Source organism: Streptomyces sp. NPDC004667 (assembly GCF_040609475.1).
In the GTDB taxonomy this organism is placed as follows: Bacteria; Actinomycetota; Actinomycetes; order Streptomycetales; family Streptomycetaceae; genus Streptomyces.
In genome coordinates, this window is the sequence record NZ_JBEXKC010000116.1 from 1 (window position 1) to 17,939 (window position 17,939).

Sequence of the window (17,939 nt, forward strand, 5' to 3'; positions counted from 1 at the left end):
GTTTCTGTTTTGTTATTCGGTTTCATATCCCTTCCTTCAACGCCTTAATCGGCTGGGGGGGTACGGGCCGCATGCGGCCCGTACCCCCCTTCCCTTTTCACGCTTTCCGCGCTTTCGCGCGCCACCGTTCCCCGCCGGTGTCAGCCGAGCTGGGAGACGATCATCACGCAGTCCTCCAGCGCCTTGGTGGCGTGGCCCTTGCCGTGCGTGTCCTCGACCAGCTGGGTGTTGCCGGGTACGAAGGTGCGCCAGGTGCCGTCGCTGACACCGCACTCCATCCGGCCGCTGACCAGGGTCATGATCTGGCGGCGCGGGGCCGGGTGGAAGTCGCCGAACCACCCGGCCGGGATGTAGAGGTAGACGGCCTGCTTGGCCGGCACGCCCTCGGAGACGAACAGCGAGGGCGCGGGCGGGGCGAAATTCACCGCCGTCACCTCCAGCGTCTCGTCGATGAAATGCGATTCCCCGTTCTCGTCGGCGTACAGACGCGATACGGCAATCTTGGCGGTCTCGGCGCTCACGGGAACTCCCCTGGTACCAGATTAGAAGTGGCTCGATCTCCTTCGATTATCCCAGTCACCACTGATCGCCCCCTGACCGGTGCCCGTATTCCCTTCTCAGATATCCATCAGCACGGTGTCAGCCGCCCCGTGCCAAGCTGATGTCACAGAAAGGCCGAGGAGAGGTTCCCAAAGCGGCCTAATGGGGTCCGGAATATCGCCGGACGGGCTCTGCCCACGCAGGTTCGAATCCTGCCCTCTCCGCAAGGTGCTCATCCCAGGCACGCGCATCCCGATCCGGTACCAGGGGTGCGCGTGTCTTTGGCATGAGGGGCCCGCACCCACCCGCAGCGGTGCGCGGGGCCCGCGAGCGCCTCCCCTTCGTCCCCGGACCCGCGACGCGCGACGCGCGGAGCGGACGCGGCCGGCCGGCATCCCGCCCGCCGGCACCCGCCCGCCCCGGGCCCTTGTGCCCGCGGGTCCCGTCGACGGATCCGCACCCACTTCCCCATCTCCGGCGCGACCCGAACAGGCGTCGTTTTCCGAGCGACCCCGAGAGACATGGAGACGCAGTTGCCCAGCACCGACAACCACACCGTGCCCACGATCCGCAGGACCGACGCCGCCGCGCTCGTGGAGGAGGTCTCCTCCTGGCTGACCGTGGACGCCGACGAGATCGACGCCAAGTTCCTGGGCGAGCGCTCGCGCGTCGTCGAGGCGGTCGGCGAGATGAACTCCGCCGCCGTCACGGGCCCCGACCGGGCCGACGCCCACTACCACCAGCAGCTCCTGCTGTCGCGCATCTACCAGACGGTGATGCAGATACCGGACCAGCCGACGGCCGAGGGCTCGGTGCTGCTGCACGAGGTCACCCGGATGCTGGAGAACGCCACCCTGGCCGCCGAGGACGCCCACCTGGAGCCCGGCCTCCTGGAGTCGGCGCCCACCGAGCCCAAGCAGTTCCTGTCCTGGCTCAAGCAGCTGGTGCGCAAGCACCGCGCCTTCAAGCACCCCTACTACACCGACTTCATCAACCGCGAGGCCCGGGAGGAGGACCTGCGCACGTACGTCATCCAGGAGTCGCTGATCGACGGCCGCTTCGACGACTTCCTCGCGATGATGCAGATCGGCACGGCCGGCGCCAGCAAGATGGAGATCGCCGGGAACTACTGGGACGAGATGGGCAACGGCGATCCCGAGGCCGTGCACACCCACCTCTTCAACAAGATCTACGAGGTGTTCGACGTCCGCACCGAGGACCTCGAAGCCGCCATGACCACCACCGACCTGCACTCCGGCAACCTCGCGGTGCTGCTGTGCCGGTACCGCCACCTCTACCCGGAGGCGGTCGGCTTCCTCGGTATGACCGAGTGGCTGGCCCCCGACCGGTTCCGCAACGTCGTCCGGGCCTGGGAGCGCCTGGGGCTGCCCGAGGTCGGCATCACCTACCACCGGCTGCACATCACCATCGACTCGCAGCACGCGGCGGGCTGGTTCCACAACGTGGTCATCCCGAGCGCCGACACCGCGTACATGCGCCGCGGCATCGCCCGGGGCGCCCTGTGGCGGGCCAACTCCTCCGCCCGGCACCTCGACGAGCGCCTGGACCTGGCGCGGCCCGCCGCGGAACGGGCCGCCGCCGAGCGCACGCCCGTCGCCGCGGGCTGAGCCGTGCCGACGGGTGCGCACGGGCTGCGCGAGCACGGCTTCGCGCCGGTCGTCCTGCCGCCGGTCCCGGCGGCGGTCACCGCGGGCTTCCGCGACCACCCGTACCGGCCGCTGCGGCTGCGGATGTCCTGGACGGCGGACGACGACTGGCTCTTCCAGTACGTCCCGCCGTCCGGGGCGCCCGGCCCCGGCGGCGGTCCGGTACGCGACCTCGCGGACCGGCGCCTGGCGGCGGGGCTCGGCTCCCTCCTGCGGCGCACGCTCAGCGGAGCGTGGCTCGACGTCCACGCCGACTGGCTGATCGGGCTCCACCGGATCCGGACCGTCGCCCCGGCCGGGACGACGGTCCGGGTGGAAGCACCCGAACCCCCCTCACCGGACTGCGAGTTCACCCTCCTCGCGCTCCTGGGCCGGGAGGGGGCGGGCAGCCTGCGCTCCCGCCTCTACGGCCCGGGCGGCGCCTCGGCGCCGCTGCTGGAGGCCGCGCCACGGCCCGGGCAGGGCCTCCTGCTCGACCGGCGCACGGTCACCGACGACCTCCACGAACTGCTGGCCGGGCCCGACGGCCCGGTGACCCAGGACCTCCTGACCGCCCACCTCTCCCCGGCCGCCGGCCCGGTGGCCTCGGCCCTCCGCATCCGCCCGATGCTGGTCCGCGGCCCCGCCGGCACCCTGATCCACACCCGCCCGGCCCTGCGCTGACCTCCGGTGGTGTCGGGGTGGCTCCTCCCGCCGCCGGGAGGAGCCACCCCCCTCCCGCCCCCGGGCGGGAGGGGGTCCGGCGTCCTCCCCGAGCGCACGGCGCAACCAGTCCAGCGTCCCCTGCCCGAGCAACTCGTCGGCGAGCCGCCGCCCGGTCTCGGTCGTCAGCCGCCCCCGGCTGTTGTCGACCCACCGCTGCGCGGCGGCGTACCCCTGCGCCCGGTACTCGATGCCCTGGAGCATGCACTCCAGCTTGTCGGCGTCCCGCGCGCAGACCGCCTCCGGTGAGTCCCCGTCCTCGTACTCGGCGACCAGCTCCCGGATCGCCGAGGCCAGCACCTCGGGCATCCCCGCCGTCTGGTCGGCCGTCACGGCCCGCGGGTCGCCCGCCGGCGCGTACTGCTTCCCGAGGTGGTTGACGTCCCCGGTCCGGCTCTCCTGCGTGTCGTGCCACACCGCGAGGAAGGCGGCCCGCGCGGGGTCGGCGCCCTCCAGCTTCGCGATGACCGAGGCGATCAGCGAGGCCCGCCACGAGTGCTCGGCGACGCTCTCGGGCTGCTTGACGCCGGCCATCCACCAGCCCGTACGGGCCGTGTTCTTCAGCGTCCCCGCCTCATAGAGGAACCGCGCCACCGCGGACAGGTCGTCAGCCACGTCTGTTCTCCTTCTCACGCCTCGACCGCGTCGAGCGCCAGGCCCCACGGATACGGTCGCTTCTCCCCGGGCGCGTTCGGTTCGAAGCCGTCCGGTCCGTACAGCACGCGGACTCCGGCGGCACGCAGGGTCTCCAGCGACAGCGGCAGCTGGGGGTGCCGGGCGTACGCCGAGTTCACGCACGGCATCACCGTCATCGGGATGCCCTTGCCGATGCCCTCGGCGACGAACCCCACGAGCCACGTGTCGGTGATGCCGAGGGCCCACCGGTTGATGGTGTTCGTCGTCGCCGGAGCCACGAGCACCGCGTCCGCCGGCGGCCACACGTCCGGCTGACCGGGCCGCTTGTAGCGCGAACGCACCGGATGCCCCGTCAGGGCCGCCAGCCCCGGCAGACTGTCCTCGAGCCAGTCGGCGGCCGCAGGGGTGAGGCCCAGGCAGACGTCCCAACCACGGCGCTGTGCCTCCTCGACCACACCGGCGACCTCGAAAACCGGCGGGGCCGCCGAGCACAGCAGGTACAGGGTCCTCGTCGTCATGACGCCCGAGCCTATGCAATCGCCCCCGGTGCGGGTGCAATCGGGAGCAACGGAGGACCCGGCTCACCGCTCACGGGTATGTTCCTCGGCGACGAGTCCTTGGACGGAGACCGGCATGCCTCTACCCGACGACGAACACACCGGCCATCGGATCCGGGAACAACGACGCCTCTCCCGCCTGACGCAGCGCGAGTTGGCCGACCGGATCCCGTACAGCCTCAGCCTCCTGAACCAGGTCGAGTGCGGCGCACGTCCCGCGACTCCGAGCTTCGTGGCAGCCGTTGCGCACGCGCTGCGCGTGGACACGTCCAAGTTGACAGGGCCCACCGCCGTGACCGCGCTTCCCGCCGACCGACTGCTCGCGCTGGTCGCCCCGATCCGGGAAGCCCTCGACCGTTTCGACCTCGGACCGAACCCCGACCTCACCCACGTACGGCCCGCGCCAGCCCTGGTCGCCGAGGCCGACACCCTGTGCCGACAGGTGCGGGCCACGCACCTGCGCGCGGCGGCGCGGGCGCTGCCGACCCTGATCGTGGAGCTGACCCACACCGTGTGGACGGAGCCGTCCGCAGCGCTGTGGCGGGCCCTCGCATCGGCGTACCGGACCGCTCACGACGTAGCGCTGAAACTCGACTACCCGGACCTTGCCCGCGTCGCCCTGGACCGGATGGGCTGGGCCGCGGGCCGGGCGTCGGATCCGTGCATCGAGGCGGTGCAGCGGTACAAGCGCGCGACCTTGTGGCGTTGCGCAGCCAGCGTGCCGCTGATCACATCGGGGCAGGTACTGCTCGCCGGGGAGACAAGCCGTGAGGCTCTCGCCGTGACCGGGCAGCTCCATTTGGGCCTGGCCACCGTGGCCGCGAAGAACGGGGACGCCACCGCGGTGGAGACACATCTCGCTGCCGCTCGGGACACGGCGGACCGGGTCGGCGGCGAGGCGGGCGATGTGCACTGGCTCTCCTTCGGGCGGGTCAACGTCAAGCTGCACGAAATCGGCACGTCGATCGCGATGCGCGACTTCGACGAGGCCCTCGGCCGGGCCCGCGCGCTGAAGCTGCCGCCGGCGACGCTGACGTCCCGGCGCGCCCGCTACCTCGTGGACCGCGCATTGGTGGAGATGGAGGCAGGCTCGGCCAGGACGTCGCTCGGATTCTTGGCTGAGGCCAGGAAGGTCGCACCGGAGCAGACCCGACACCCGCCGGGTACCCGGGCCACGATTCGGGGGCTGGTTCACATGTCGCGGCGAGCGCCCGACGGTCTGGGCGGAATGGCGCGCTGGATCGGCCTATAGCGCTCACGGCACTCACAGATCTGTGAGCGTTCACGCCCCGACATACTCCCAGACTCGTCATCAGCACCCGCTGACGACCACAGGGAGCACCACCATGGACCCCAGCGAGACGCAGACCATCGAGGACCTCATCGGGCGGGCGATCGTGCCCTACTCGGAGCGGCCGGACGCCGAGGCGGTCGCGCGCCTCATCGACGATCTGATCAGCCAGGGGCAGGTGCTGCACGCCCGGGTGGCCGCGACGGCCGGCGGCCGGCGGACGGAGCGCACTGGGGCGGCGCTGGCCGAGTGGTCGTACTTCGTCGATGCCGGCCCGACGGGGCGGGGCGACCACGCGAACTGGAACCAGGCGCGGGCCCTGGCCCGCATCCTGCGGAACCTCCACTCCGCTCGCGCCGAACAGCCGAGCGGGGCGCGGTGACCGAGCCTCTGCGCCAGGCCCTGTACGTCGTGATCCTGCTCGGCGCGCTCGCCGTCATCGTCGTCGGCACCCGCTGACCCGCACCTGCCGGCACACGACAGAGGGAGACGCAGCATGACCAGTCCTCACCCGAACCCACCGCCGTTCAGCACGCGGCCCGGCGACCCCGTCCGGTTCCTGGTCACCGTGACGGCGAACTGCAACCACGGTGACCGGGAACCGATCAACCCCGGCGGGGGCGGGGAATAGGCTGCCCCGGCAACAGCCGTTGCCGCCGCGCGGCAGCGGCAGCGGCCGGGTCCCACTCGTGGGTTCGTCATCCCCCGGGTGGGCTGAGATCCTCCACCTCGCTCCGGCCGACGCCCCGCGTCAGCCGGAGCTTCGATCAGCCCGCCGCGCGCAGTAGTTCGTCCAGGTGGGTCAGGGTCTCGTCGCAGGCGGCGGCCGCGTCCAGGTCGTCGGGGGCGGCGGCGCAGGACTGGAAGCGGTCCACGAGCAGCAGGCCCGTCGTTTCGATCTCCTCGGACATCTCGTGACTCCCCTCAGACCGCGTTGCAGGCGCGGAAGACGTGGACCAGCGCGGGCAGGCTCGCCCGGTGCTGGAAGGCGATGTACTCCGGCAGGACGAGGGACGGCGCCCATTTCTGCTTGTACTCCAGCTGCGTGCGCGCCGGGTAGATGTGCGCGCCGTGCTCCCACAGGTGCTCCATGAACCAGTGGAACCCGAGGCTGTGGCCCGGGAACTGCGGGGCCGTCAGGGAGGTGAAGGGCGTGAAGCCGAAGTGCAGCCAGCGGGTGCCCTCGGCGGTGAACGCGTCGATGGCCGCCTTGTTGAGGGCCTCCATCACCCCGGGCGGGGAGTCGGGCTGCCGGCGGCTCAGGTCGTGCATCCAGCCCGGCTGGGGGCCGTACACCGGGGCGTAGGAGACGTAGCCGATCAGTTCGCCGTCGCGGACGGCGGCGAAGAGGCGGCGCAGGTGCTGGTAGCGGCCGCCGGTCTGGCCGACGAGGAACTCCAGCGGTTTGACGCCCTCGCCCTTGGTGGAGAGCCAGGCGGTGTCGAGGGCCGCGATCTGGTCGGCGTGGTCCTCGTAGGGGACTTCCTTGATCTCCAGGCCGCTGCGCAGGGCGCGGGAGATCTTGTTGCGCAGCTGCATGAACTTCGTGCCGGCCAGGGTGAAGGTCTCCAGGTCGACGGCGTACGAGGCGCCCATCTGGTTCACCGTGAAGCCCTGGTCGACGTAGACGTCGGCGTCCGCGCCCTGGAGCTGTACGGAGACGATCTCGCGGCCCTGCTCGGCGGCGAAGGCGACGAATCCCTCGAGCAGGCGGGCCCGGGGGCCGGCCGGTCCGGCCGGTCCGGCGGGTTCGAAGGGGGCGAAGGGGGCGAAGGGGCCGCCGAACTGGACCAGGTAGCGGCCCACCGGGCGGTAGACGATCACCCCGGGCACGTCCGGCAACCGGAAGTAGCTGTTCCCGTCGCTGAAGGCGAAATACGCGCTCGGATTTCCCGCGTCCGCGTACCGCCGGATGGCGTCGAGCGCGACATCCGTCTCCAGAATTACTGCGGTCATTTCAGATCCATTCTCCCGCCGACACTTCCCCACGACACTGCCCCACTTATGGCACGGGTCACCTCGCACCACAAGCCCACCCCACCCCACGGTCAGCCGTCCGTCAGGGGAGGGTCAGGAGAAAACGCAGGTCAGATGAGTGTCAGGCCTCAGTCAGACACCCAGTGAAACGATGCTTTCCGAATATTGGCTTTCGGATCGAAGGGATCACAGGAATACCTTTCCCCGGTCCGCAAGAGAATTCCCAGAGAGCCCGAGGTGAGCACGGCGATGCGTTCCCTGACGACAGCGCGCGGGATCTGCGAGCAATTCCACGCAGGTCTTCTCGACGCACTCGAAGACCTGCCGCTCGGCACCCGGGAGGGCGAGGACAGCCCGGTCCTGGAGCTGTACCGCAAGCACGGCGGCCCCGGGCTGCTGGTGCCGGCCGCGTACGGCGGCGCCGCGGCCGGCCCGCTGGAGGCGGTCCGGGTGCAGCGGGCGCTCGCCGCCGCCTCGCCCTCCCTGGGCGTGGCCACGGTGATGCACCACTTCACCGTCGCGATGCTGTTCCGGCTGGCGGAGGCCACCGGCCGGCTCACCCCGGCCCAGCTGAAGCTGCTGTCGGCGGTGGCCCCGGACGGGCTGCTGCTGGCCTCCGGCTGGGCCGAGGGGCGCACCGACCAGAACATCCTGGCCCCCTCGGTGGTCGCCGAGCGGCTCCCCGGGGGCGGCTACCGGGTCAACGGTTCCAAGAAGCCGTGCAGCCTGTCCGGTTCGATGGACGTGCTGACGGCCAGCGTCCAGGTGACGCACGACGACGGACGCTCCGGGCTGGCCCTGATGCTGATCCCGGCCTCCTCCCCCGGCATCACGACCCGGCCGTTCTGGGCCACCCCGGTGCTCGCCGCCTCGCAGAGCCACGAGGTGCGGCTCACCGACGTGGTGGTGCCCGAGGAGCTGGTCATCCACAGCACCCCCGAGGACGCGGAGCGGCTCGACGACCTCCAGACGGCCGGGTTCACCTGGTTCGAGCTGCTGGCCACCTCCTCCTACGTGGGCGCCGCGTCCGCGCTGGTCGCCCGGGTGCTGGAGGGGCAGCGGGGCACGGCCGCGGAGCGGGCGCAGCTGGCCGTACGGCTGGACGCGGCGGTCGCCCTCGTCGAGGGCGCGGCCCGCTCCCTGGAGGACGGCACCGAGGGCGACGAGGCGGTGGCCGCGGTGCTCACCGCGCGCTACGCGACGCAGGACCTGCTCGCCCAGACCGTCGACCAGGCCGTGGAGATGCTCGGCGGGATGGCCTACATCCGCTCCGGCGACGTGGCCTACCTGGCCTCCGCCGTCCGCGCCCTGGCCTTCCACCCGCCCTCGCGCGCGAGCGTCGCCGCCGAGCTGGCCGAGTACTTCGCCGGCGGCCCGCTGCGGCTGTCCTGACCCCGCGCCACCGGTACGCCACCGCCGCCCCGTCGGAAGGACACCCCTGATGGACATCAAGAACCCGGTCGAGTCACCGGTCACCTTCAACCTGCACCGCGCCGAGTACCTGGTCGCCTTCGCCGTGACGATCGGGTTCATCCTGTGGCACTTCACGGACATCAACTGGTTCGCGGCGATCGGCCTGTTCCTCTACATCGACCTCCTCGGCTACATCCCCGGCGCCATCGCCTACCGGCGCAGCGCCGACGGCCGGATCCCCAAGGCCTACTACGTCCTGTACAACACGATGCACAGCCTGCTCAGCGTGGCCGCCGTGGGCCTGCTGTGGATGTGGCTGATCGGCCCCGAATGGGCACTGCTGGCCCTGCCGTTCCACGTCTTCGGCGACCGGGGCGTCTTCGGCAACTTCCTCAAGCCCTTCGGCCTGCCCTTCGAGCCCGAGACCACCCCGCTGGTCGACCAGGTGACGGCCATGCTCAAGCGTCGCGGCGCCACCGACGGCCCGGTCCCGCTGCCCTACGAGGAGCACCCGGCGACCCGTGCCGCCACCGGCGCCGCCCCGGCCGTCGGGGTGATCCGGTGAGCCGCTACCCGACCTGGCTCACCGACCGGTCCGCCGCCGCCCCCGCCGAGGGGTACGAGGACCCCGAGGCGGCCCGTCTCGCGCTGCGCCGGCTCGCCTCCGGCGTGACCGTGCTGACGGTCAGCCGCGACGGCGTCCGGCACGGGACCACCGCCAGCGCCGTGGTCACCCTCTCCCGGGACCCGCTGGTGCTGGGCGCCTGCCTGCGGCCCACCTCCACCTTCGCCTCCATGGTCCGCCGGGCGGGCCGGTTCTCGGTGAACGTGCTCGGCTCGGCGCAGGACGACGTGGCCCGCCGCTTCGCCAACCCCGGACGCCCCCTCGGCGACGCCCAGTTCGAGGGCTTCGACTGGAGCACCGACCCGCTCACCGGCGCCCCGCTGCTGGGCGGCAGCCTCGCCCACATGGCCTGCCGGGTCCTGGGCTGGCACCAGGTCGGGGACCACGACATGCTCCTCGCCGAGGTCACGGGCGGGAGCCACACCGTCGACTCCCCGATGCTCAGCTTCGCCGGCCGGATGCACAGCGCGTGCGTCACCCCGGCCGCCTCCGTGTCCGTACCCGCTTCCCCCAGTGAGGTTGTGTCATGACCAGCGTTCCGCAGATCCCCGTCGAGGCCGACTGGGACCGCGCGCCCAACCTGCTCGACGGGGCCCAGGAGATGACCCTGACCGCCGAGGAGTGCGACCTGGGGTACTGGCTGTCGGCCGTCGCCCAGGGCACCCTGCGCGGGCGGGCCGAGGCCGGGCACGACGCCGGGACCCCCGCCCACATGCGCGAGGACGGGCCGCTGCGCCAGGCCCTCGTCCTGGAGCTGGGCAACCGCTCGCTGGCCGAGACCCGCGCGGTCGAGGTGCTCTCGCACTACGTGATCGGCGCGCCCGGCGTCGTCGAGCAGGAGTTCTTCACCACCCAGGTGATCGACGAGGCCCGGCACGCGATGATCTTCCGCAAGCACCTCACCGACCTGGGCGTGCCCCGGGCCGGGCTGCTGGACTTCATCAAGGAGCAGGGCGCCGACTACACCAAGCGGGTGCTGAACCCGATCGCCGAGTTCGCCACCTCCGTGGTGCGCGACGAGGGCGACTTCATCGGCGCCGTCGCGGTGTTCACCATCGTCATCGAAGGCGTCCTGGCCCCCGCCGCCGAGCTGAGCGAACGCAAGTGGACCCTGCTGGACCCGGCCGCCGCCGAGATCGCGCGCGGGGCGTCCATCGACGAGATCCGCCACCTCACGGTCGGCAGCTCCATCGTCCGCGAGCACCTGGCCCGCAACCCCTCGTACCGGCCGCGGCTGATCGAGCTGATCCGGCGCGGCCGGCGCCTGTGGGACGAGCTGCCGTCGGAGGAGTTCGTACTGGAACGCGAGGAGCTCTTCCAGCAGGGCATGTTCGCGCACGCCGAACTCCTCGACGGCTACGAGGTGTTCCCCGGCTGCAGGCTGCTGGAGACCACCCCGAAGCAGCGCTACGACCTCGCCGAGCAGTGGACCGACGACATGGCCGAGGTACGGCTGCCGTACATGGGCATCCCCGAGGCCGTCGACATCATCCGCAACCACCCGAGGTGATCCGGTGACCTCGACGATCCCCGCGAGAGGCACCCGCGAGGCCGCCGCCCCGCCGGCGCTGCGCCGGACCCTGACCACCCCCCGGATCGTGTTCCTCGTGGTCGCCGCGGCGGCCCCGATGTCCGGGGTGGTGGGCTCGGTGCCCCTCGCCTACGCCATCGGCAACGGGGCGGGGGTGCCCGCCACCTTCGCCCTGGCCGGGCTGATCCTGCTGTGCTTCTCCGTCGGCTACGCGGCGATGAGCCGGCACGTGGTCGGCGCGGGCGGCTTCTACACGTACATCGGCCAGGGTCTGGGCCGGCCGCTCGCCGTCGCCGGCGGGCTGACGGCCGTCGTCGCCTACACGGCGGCGGTCGCGGGCGTCGCCGGGGCCTTCGGGTACTTCGCCGAACTGGTCTCCACCGCCCACCACCTGCCGCTCCCCTGGCCGGTGTGGACGGGCGCGGCCCTCGCCCTGACGGCGGTCATGGGCTACCGGCGGATCGACCTGAGCGCCCGGCTGCTGGCGGTGCTGATGGTCGCCGAGGTGGCCGTACTGGGGCTGCTCGCCCTGGCCATCGGGGTGCGGCACGGTGCGGACACCCTGCCCGCCGCCTCCTTCCGGCCGGACACCGTGTTCTCCCCGGGCCTCGGGGTGGCGCTGATGTTCGCCCTGATCTCCTACGTGGGCTTCGAGGCGGCGGCGCTCTACGGCGAGGAGAGCCGCAACCCGAAGCGCAGCGTGCCCGTGGCCACCTACACCTCCGTCGTCCTGATCACCGTCTTCTTCGCGGTGATCAGCTGGGCGGCGGTCGGGGCGATCGGCGCCGACCGGGTCACGGACCGGGCCGGGAGGGAACTGGGCGACCTGTTCTTCCACCTCTCCGACGACTACCTCGGCACCTTCGCGACGAGCGTGATGCAGGTGCTGCTCTGCACCAGCCTGTTCGGGGCCCTGCTCGGGCTGCACACCGCCGCGAACCGCTACCTGTTCGTCCTGGGCCGCGAACGGGTCCTGCCGGCCTCCCTGGCCCGGATCCACCCGCGGCACGCCTCCCCGTACCGGGCGAGCGTGGTGCTGTCGGTGGCCACCGCCGTCGTCTGCGCCCTGTTCGCGCTCGCGGGGGCGCATCCGTACACGAACCTGGCCACCACCATGCTGGCGCTCGGCACGGTGGGGATCGTCGGCCTCCAGGCCGCCGTCGCCGTGGCCGTACTGGTCTTCTTCCGCCGGCACCCCGACGCCCACTGGTGGCGCACCCGGCTGGCCCCGGCCCTGGCCCTCGTCGGGCTGGTGGGCGCGCTGGTGCTGCTGCTGGACAACTTCCCCCTGGTCACCGGCACCACCTCCGCCTGGGTCAACCGGATCCCCTGGCTGATGGTCGGAGCCGCGCTCGGCGGGCTCGGCTACGCCGCATGGCTGCGGGCCCGAGCACCGCAGCGCTACCGCGCCCTGGCCACCGCCGCGCACGACACCGCCGACATCCCCTAACCGAGGAGCCGTCATGCACGACCCGCACCGCCTGCTCCAGGACGAGGCCCACACCGCCCTGGCCCGACGCGGACACCACCTGGACCGGGCCGCCCTGAGCGACCTGACGCAGCGGCGCGCCCGGCTCATCGCCGAACGGGACAAGCTGCGGGCCGAGCAGAACCGCTCCGCGCGCAGCGGCGTCCGCCCCGACGAGGCCGCCCGGGCCCGGATCCAGGAGGCCAAGGAACGCCTGCGGTCGGTGTCGGAGGAGCTCCGGGAGGCGGAGGAGGAGCTCGGCGCGCTGCTGTCGGCCGTGCCCAACCTGCCGCACGCGGACGTCCCCGACGGGACCGAGCAGGATCCGCCGGTGGTGCGCCGGGTCTGGGGCGAGGTGCCGGGCTTCGAGTTCACCCCGCGCGACCACGTGGACGTCGGCACCCGCCTCGGGATCCTGGACCAGGTGCGGGCGGCCCGGCTGTCGGGCTCGCGCTTCGCGGTGACCCGGGGCGCGGGGGCCCGGCTGGAGCGGGCGCTGGCGGCGTTCCTGCTGGACCTGCACACCACCGAGCACGGGTACACCGAGCACGGGGTGCCGCACCTGGTGACCCGGGAGACGATGACCGGCACCGGGCAGCTCCCGAAGTTCGAGGACGACCTGTTCCTGACGACCGCCGCCGACCGGGACCTGCTGCTGATCCCGACGGCGGAGGTGCCGCTGGTGAACCTGTACCGCGGGGAGACCCTCCAGGAGGGCGCACTGCCGCTGGCGCTGACCGCGTGCACGCCCTGCTACCGGGCGGAGGCCGGCTCGTACGGGCGCGACACCCGGGGGCTGGTGCGGCTGCACCAGTTCGAGAAGGTGGAGCTGGTGCGGATCTGCCGGCCCGAGCGGGCCGCCGAGGAGCTGGAGCTGCTGACCGGGCACGCGGAGACGGCCCTGCAGCGGCTGGGGCTGGCCCACCGGGTGGTGGAACTGCGGGCCGGTGACCTCGGGTTCGCCGCCCGGCGCACCTACGACATCGAGGTGTGGCTGCCGGGCCAGGGCACCTACCGGGAGATCTCCTCCTGCTCCGACTGCGGGGACTTCCAGGGCCGCCGGGCCGGCATCAAGGTCCAGGGCCGGGACGGCCGCAAGGAGTTCGCCGCGACCCTCAACGGTTCGGCGCTGCCGGTCGGCCGTACCCTCGTCGCGATCCTGGAGCAGTACCAGCGCGCGGACGGCTCGGTGACCGTGCCGCCCGCGCTGGTCCCGTACACGGGCTTCTCGGCGATCGCCCCGGACGGGACGCCGGTGATCAGCCCGTCGTGAGCCCGGTCCGCGCCAGGGCCCGCGCCCGCGCCCGTTCCCGTACGAGGTCACGGGCGCGGTCCGGCCACGGCAGGACCGCGACCGGCGGGAGCTCCCGCGAGACGAAGGCCGTCATGGCCCACGGGGAGTCCTGCAGGGTGGGCTGGAGGGCGGTGTGCCCGTGCCAGGGCAGGGTGCCGTGGCCGGTGATCCCGCGCAGGGTGACGGCCCCGTCCGGGCCGAAGTCCAGGTCGACCTCCCGCGCGCCGTCGGTCAGGCCCCGGCCGGTGGCCTTCACGGCGGCCTCCAGCAGGGTCCAGGCGTGGAAGAAGGTCTCGGGTTCCACGCCCGCCGGAACCCCCGGGTAGACGAAGGTGAGCACGTCGAGGCTGGTGGTGGACGGGCGGACCAGCTCCACGTCCACCCCGATCGGCCCGGTCTCGGTGGCGCCGAGCAGCAGCAGCCCGTCGGAGCGGGACCAGCTGACGTGGGTGCCGGGCTGGTCGGGCAGGTAGGGCTTGCCGGCCGGGTCGTAGTGGATGCGCAGGTCCCGCGCGTCGAGGCCCAGGCGGTCGGCGAGCAGGCGGCGGACGGTGAGCCGGGCGCGGAAGAAGCGGTGGGCGGCCCGCGCGTGGACGAATTCGGCGCCGCGCCGCAGTTCCTCGTCGGTGAGGCCCTCGGGATAGTGCGCGCTGATGTCGGTGGGGACGACCTGGTCGAGGTCGACCAGCCATGCGTCCATCATGCTCCTTTCTCGGACACAGGCCTTTCGTGGCCGCGTCCCGGCGCGGGACGCGGCCCCGGGGGGGCGCCTACAGGCCGAACACCCGCGTGCGCGAGCGCGCGGGGTCGCCGGGCCGGACGTGCAGCTGCCCGGCGGCCGGGAACATGACGGCCGCGGCGACCGTGCGTTCGGCGCGGATGTCACCCCGGTCCGGGACGCGCACGGGCGGGCGGGACAGCAGCGCGAAGTGGTCCTCGGCGGACGCGTCGGCGGGCAGGGCGGCCAGGCCCTCGTGGGCGGCGCGCAGCCGGCGCAGCGAGGAGTTGCGGGCGAAGACGTTCAGTTCGTCGGCCGGGGCGAAGTCCGGGTGGAGGAAGTGGTTGGTGTGGGCCAGGTCCCCGGGGGCGGCCTCGGTGACGCGCAGGTCGCCGTCGAGGTGTTCGACGTACAGGGCCCGTTCGGGGTCGCAGAGCATCAGCGAGCGGGAGCTGGCCAGGGGCAGGTCGGCGAGGATCTTCAGGGCCTGGTCGGTGTTGCCGGCGCTGTCCAGGAGGTGGCGGATGGCCAGGTACGGGGGTACTCCGGGGCGCCAGGTGCCGCCGAGGACCAGGTTCAGGCCGACGGCGAGGCCGTCGCTGTTGAGGCCGAGGTAGCCGAGGAGCCCGGCGAAGCTGAGGACCAGGGAGCGTCGGCCGGTGCCGGCGCGGGCGGTCTCCAGGACGCTGATGTGGGTGTCGAGGTCGCCGCTGAGGTCGACGGTCTGGGCGAGGACCGGCGGGCCGGCGGGGCCGGTGCGGGCGTAGGTGGTGCAGTCGCCGCCGGAGCGGACCTTGGAGTAGCCCATGGCCTCGCGGCGGATCTGGAGCAGCCACGCCTCGTCGGCGCTGATCCGGGCCCCGTCGGCGAGGCCGGCCACCTCCTCGGCGAGGTCGGGCAGGGCCGCCTCGACGACGGCCCGGTGGGCGGCGATGAGGGGCCGCAGGCCGGCCATGGTCGGGGGGCGGTCGGTGAGGTGGGCGAGGCGGGCGAGCCCGTCGTCGAGGAAGGCCCGCAGCGGCCCGGCGAGGGCCGCGCCGTGGGCGCGGCCCATCTCGTAGGGGGTGCCCGCCGCCCGTATGTGGGTGATGTCGGGGCGGGCGGTCCCGCCGGTCCCGCTCATGCCGGTACGGCCTTCTTCGGGCCGCGCGCCAGGAGCGCCCGGACGGCGGGCCATTCGGCGCGCAGCACGCTGTAGAAGACGGCGTCGCGGCGGCGGCCCCCGGGCATGTAGTTGAAGCTGCGCAGGACGCCTTCCTCGGTGGCGCCGATGTTGGCGAGGCCGCGGCGGGCCTGGACGTTGAGGACGTCGGTCTTGAACTCGGCGCGTTCGGCGCCGAGCACCTCGAAGGCGTGCTCCAGGAGCAGGGCCTTGGCCCAGTGGTTGACGCCCCGGCCGCGGAAGTCGCGGCCGAGCCAGGACCAGCCGATCTCCAGGCGGCGGTCGGCCTCGGCGAGGTTGCCGAAGCTCATGCTGCCCGCGATGCGGCCGCTGTCCTTGTCGGTGATGGTGTAGACGAAGCGGCGGCCGGCGGCGTGGTCGGCGAGGTTGGTGTCGAAGAAGGCCTCGAAGTCGGCGTCGGTGTCGACGGCGGCGACGAAGTAGCGCCAGATGTCGGGGTCCATGGCGACGGCCCGGACGCCCTCGCGGTCGGCCTCGGTGATCGGGGTGAGGCGGACCCGGTCGTTCTCCAGGACGGCGGCGGCGTGCTCGCTCCAGCTCATGGCTCAGGCTCCGGTGGTGGCGTGGTGGCGGGTGAGGGCGTCGGTGACGTCGCGCAGGGTCCGCATGTCGGCGAGGTCGTGCTCGGTGAAGTGGGCCAGGTCGACGCCGGTCTCCTCGCAGACCTCCGTGAGGAAGAGGACCTTGTTGAGGGAGGTCAGCCCGTAGGCGGCGACCATGTCGGCGGCGGGGTCGATGGCGTGGGGTTCGACCTCGGGGATCAGTACGAGGGAAAGCTGTTCGCGGGCGGCCGTTTCGATCTCGGACGGGTTCTCAGGCATGGATTCCGGCCTCCTGGGTGTGCAGCGGGGAGTGGTAGGCGGCCCGGATGTCGGGGCGCTTGGGCTTGTACTGGGAGGTCAGCAGGCCGTTGCCGATGCTGAACGGCGGGTCGGCGACCACGACCCGGCTGATCCGCTCGTCGGGGGTGGTGGCGGCGTTGGTCGCGGCGAGCCGGGCGGCGATGGCGCGGTCGTCCGCGGGCCGGGCGGCCGGGGAGACCACGGCGACGAGTTCGGTCTGGGTGGGGCTGAAGACCACGCACTCGGCGATCGCGGGGTCGGCGCGCATCAGTTCCTCGATGGGCCGCACGACGACCTTCTTGCCGTTGTCGAGGACGATGACGTCGTCGGCGCGGCCGTGGACGAAGAGGAAGCCGTCCTCGTCGAGGTGGCCGAGGTCGCCGGTGCGGACGGTGCCGTCGGGCGAGAAGACCTTCTCGGAGTCGCCGGGGCGGGCGTACTCGTAGTGGTTGTTGACGGGGTGGGTGCTGCGGACGCTGATGACCCCGTCCTCGCCGATCAGCACCTCCTTGCCGCGGACCGGTCGGCCGACGCTGCCCTCGCGGTGGGCGCCGGGGTGGTTCTTGGTGACGATGCAGGTCTCGTTGAGCCCGTAGCCCTCGTAGATCGGCAGTCCGGCGTCGGTGAAGAAGCGCAGGACGTCGGGGGAGGCGGGCGCGGATCCGGTCCACAGGTAGCGGACGCGGTCGCCGAACACCGCGCGGGCCACGTCGGGGAGGGTGCGGCCGGCCGGCCGGCGCATCCGGCCCTCGATGGTGCGGCGGGCGGACTCGTAGAAGGCGGGGACGCCCATGACCACGGTGGGACGGACCCGGCGCAGGGTCGCGAAGGCGGCCTCGTAGGTGGTGACGGTGACGTCGTGGCCGTACAGCAGGGCGGAGTACACCCAGTAGCGCTGCTGGAGGAGGGAGAGGGGGAGGAAGACGAAGAGGTGGTCGTCCGGGGTGTGTTCGAAGATCTCCTGGACGGCGGTGAGGGCGCTGTCGATGCTCCCGGCGGTCGCGCCGAGGCCCTTGGGGACGCCGGTGCTGCCGGAGGTGAACTTGACGGTGGTGACGTCGCGGGCGCCCCAGGTGACGGGGGGCAGCGGGGCGTCGGCGGAGCCGGTGGGCTCCGTCAGGTCCCAGATCCGGTCGGTGGTGAGGGTGTCGGGGACGTCGGTGGGCTGGTCGGTGCAGAGCAGGTGCAAGCCGTAGCGGTCCATGAGGGCGGTGGACGGGGTGAACTTGCCCGGTTCCAGGCCCGCGGTCTGTGCGCCGAGGCGCAGTGCGGCCAGGTCGAGGAGCACCCATTCCAGGCTGTTGGCGGCGAGGATGCCGATGCGGTCGCCGGGGCCGATGCCGTAGGTGTCCCGCAGGTGGTGGGCGAGGCGGCCGGCGCGGTCGTGGAGTTCGCGCAGGGGGATGGTCCTGGTCCCGTCCAGGCCGAACGACCCCATCGAGGTCATCCCCACCGGGTCGACCGCTCTGGACATCGCCCTCGGCGTCGGCGGGCT

General features: G+C 72.6%; 20 protein-coding genes, 1 tRNA gene and 1 pseudogene. 12 read left to right on the forward strand and 10 right to left on the reverse strand.

All coding sequences use genetic code 11. The features are described from left to right. Positions 1–140: 140 nt before the first annotated feature. Positions 141–521 carry a hypothetical protein gene (locus ABZW32_RS35575; RefSeq protein ID WP_030237785.1) on the reverse strand — a complete coding sequence of 127 codons (381 nt, stop codon included), beginning with the start codon at positions 519–521 and terminating at the stop codon, positions 141–143. Positions 522–679: 158 nt separating this feature from the next. On the opposite strand from ABZW32_RS35575, the gene ABZW32_RS35580 reads away from it, so the two are divergent. The 3 genes from ABZW32_RS35580 to ABZW32_RS35590 all read left to right on the forward strand — a co-directional run bounded on the left by ABZW32_RS35580 (position 680) and on the right by ABZW32_RS35590 (position 2,870). After that, a tRNA-Tyr gene (locus ABZW32_RS35580) sits at positions 680–764 on the forward strand. Between the two features lie 297 nt (positions 765–1,061). Continuing rightward, complete coding sequence (locus tag ABZW32_RS35585) at positions 1,062–2,168, forward strand: iron-containing redox enzyme family protein (RefSeq protein WP_356224391.1); 1,107 nt, start codon at positions 1,062–1,064, stop codon at positions 2,166–2,168. A 3-nt stretch (positions 2,169–2,171) separates the two neighbouring features. Continuing rightward, entirely contained in the window at positions 2,172–2,870 is a 699-nt protein-coding gene (locus tag ABZW32_RS35590; RefSeq protein ID WP_356224425.1) for a hypothetical protein, read from the forward strand. Positions 2,871–2,954: 84 nt separating this feature from the next. Here ABZW32_RS35590 and ABZW32_RS35595 read toward each other — a convergent pair. Beyond that, positions 2,955–3,524: pseudogene (locus tag ABZW32_RS35595) on the reverse strand (HD domain-containing protein); the annotation flags it as partial. A gap of 14 nt (positions 3,525–3,538) precedes the next feature. Continuing rightward, positions 3,539–4,063 carry a flavoprotein gene (locus ABZW32_RS35600; RefSeq protein ID WP_356224393.1) on the reverse strand — a complete coding sequence of 175 codons (525 nt, stop codon included), beginning with the start codon at positions 4,061–4,063 and terminating at the stop codon, positions 3,539–3,541. Between the two features lie 115 nt (positions 4,064–4,178). Here ABZW32_RS35600 and ABZW32_RS35605 point away from each other — a divergent pair, with 115 nt between their 5' ends. From ABZW32_RS35605 to ABZW32_RS35615, 3 genes are all read left to right on the forward strand, one after another. Further along, complete coding sequence (locus ABZW32_RS35605; RefSeq protein WP_356224395.1) at positions 4,179–5,354, forward strand: helix-turn-helix transcriptional regulator; 1,176 nt, start codon at positions 4,179–4,181, stop codon at positions 5,352–5,354. A 94-nt stretch (positions 5,355–5,448) separates the two neighbouring features. After that, complete coding sequence (locus ABZW32_RS35610; protein ID WP_356224397.1) at positions 5,449–5,775, forward strand: DUF6415 family natural product biosynthesis protein; 327 nt, start codon at positions 5,449–5,451, stop codon at positions 5,773–5,775. Between the two features lie 114 nt (positions 5,776–5,889). Further along, entirely contained in the window at positions 5,890–6,024 is a 135-nt protein-coding gene (locus ABZW32_RS35615) for a hypothetical protein (RefSeq protein ID WP_356224399.1), read from the forward strand. Positions 6,025–6,160: 136 nt separating this feature from the next. Here ABZW32_RS35615 and ABZW32_RS35620 read toward each other — a convergent pair whose 3' ends face one another. Together ABZW32_RS35620 and ABZW32_RS35625 are read right to left on the reverse strand one after the other, a co-directional pair. Continuing rightward, positions 6,161–6,304, reverse strand: a complete 144-nt coding sequence (locus tag ABZW32_RS35620) for a hypothetical protein (protein WP_356224401.1) — start codon at positions 6,302–6,304, stop codon at positions 6,161–6,163. A gap of 13 nt (positions 6,305–6,317) precedes the next feature. Next, complete coding sequence (locus ABZW32_RS35625; protein WP_356224403.1) at positions 6,318–7,349, reverse strand: DUF2156 domain-containing protein; 1,032 nt, start codon at positions 7,347–7,349, stop codon at positions 6,318–6,320. A 270-nt stretch (positions 7,350–7,619) separates the two neighbouring features. Here ABZW32_RS35625 and ABZW32_RS35630 point away from each other — a divergent pair, with 270 nt between their 5' ends. The 6 genes from ABZW32_RS35630 to serS are packed head-to-tail and all read left to right on the forward strand — an operon-like array spanning position 7,620 to position 13,680. Then, on the forward strand, positions 7,620–8,762 hold the full coding sequence (locus tag ABZW32_RS35630) for an acyl-CoA dehydrogenase family protein (RefSeq protein ID WP_356224405.1): 1,143 nt from the start codon (positions 7,620–7,622) through the stop codon (positions 8,760–8,762). Between the two features lie 49 nt (positions 8,763–8,811). Then, complete coding sequence (locus ABZW32_RS35635) at positions 8,812–9,348, forward strand: hypothetical protein (RefSeq protein ID WP_356224407.1); 537 nt, start codon at positions 8,812–8,814, stop codon at positions 9,346–9,348. Then, a complete protein-coding gene (locus ABZW32_RS35640; RefSeq protein WP_356224409.1) occupies positions 9,345–9,938 on the forward strand; it encodes a flavin reductase family protein in 594 nt (197 codons plus the stop codon). Before ABZW32_RS35635 ends, ABZW32_RS35640 begins: the two co-directional genes overlap by 4 nt. After that, the gene (locus ABZW32_RS35645; protein WP_356224411.1) at positions 9,935–10,918 is read left to right on the forward strand and encodes a VlmB-like protein; all 984 of its coding nucleotides are present in this window, start codon (positions 9,935–9,937) and stop codon (positions 10,916–10,918) included. Before ABZW32_RS35640 ends, ABZW32_RS35645 begins: the two co-directional genes overlap by 4 nt. A gap of 4 nt (positions 10,919–10,922) precedes the next feature. Further along, complete coding sequence (locus ABZW32_RS35650) at positions 10,923–12,389, forward strand: APC family permease (RefSeq protein WP_356224413.1); 1,467 nt, start codon at positions 10,923–10,925, stop codon at positions 12,387–12,389. Positions 12,390–12,402: 13 nt separating this feature from the next. Then, positions 12,403–13,680, forward strand: coding sequence for a serine--tRNA ligase (gene serS, locus ABZW32_RS35655; protein ID WP_356224415.1), 1,278 nt, complete (start codon positions 12,403–12,405; stop codon positions 13,678–13,680). On the opposite strand, the gene ABZW32_RS35660 is transcribed toward serS, so the two are convergent. From ABZW32_RS35660 to ABZW32_RS35680, 5 genes are all read right to left on the reverse strand, one after another. Further along, on the reverse strand, positions 13,667–14,404 hold the full coding sequence (locus ABZW32_RS35660) for a 4'-phosphopantetheinyl transferase superfamily protein (RefSeq protein WP_356224417.1): 738 nt from the start codon (positions 14,402–14,404) through the stop codon (positions 13,667–13,669). The genes serS and ABZW32_RS35660 overlap by 14 nt on opposite strands. 67 nt (positions 14,405–14,471) lie before the next feature. Further along, complete coding sequence (locus ABZW32_RS35665) at positions 14,472–15,542, reverse strand: C45 family peptidase (protein ID WP_356224419.1); 1,071 nt, start codon at positions 15,540–15,542, stop codon at positions 14,472–14,474. Beyond that, positions 15,539–16,144, reverse strand: a complete 606-nt coding sequence (locus ABZW32_RS35670; RefSeq protein WP_356224421.1) for a GNAT family N-acetyltransferase — start codon at positions 16,142–16,144, stop codon at positions 15,539–15,541. Before ABZW32_RS35670 ends, ABZW32_RS35665 begins: the two co-directional genes overlap by 4 nt. A 3-nt stretch (positions 16,145–16,147) precedes the next feature. Further along, entirely contained in the window at positions 16,148–16,423 is a 276-nt protein-coding gene (locus tag ABZW32_RS35675) for a hypothetical protein (RefSeq protein ID WP_030237844.1), read from the reverse strand. Next, the gene (locus tag ABZW32_RS35680; RefSeq protein ID WP_356224423.1) at positions 16,416–17,891 is read right to left on the reverse strand and encodes an AMP-binding protein; all 1,476 of its coding nucleotides are present in this window, start codon (positions 17,889–17,891) and stop codon (positions 16,416–16,418) included. The genes ABZW32_RS35675 and ABZW32_RS35680 overlap by 8 nt, the downstream gene beginning before the upstream one ends. Positions 17,892–17,939: the final 48 nt, after the last annotated feature.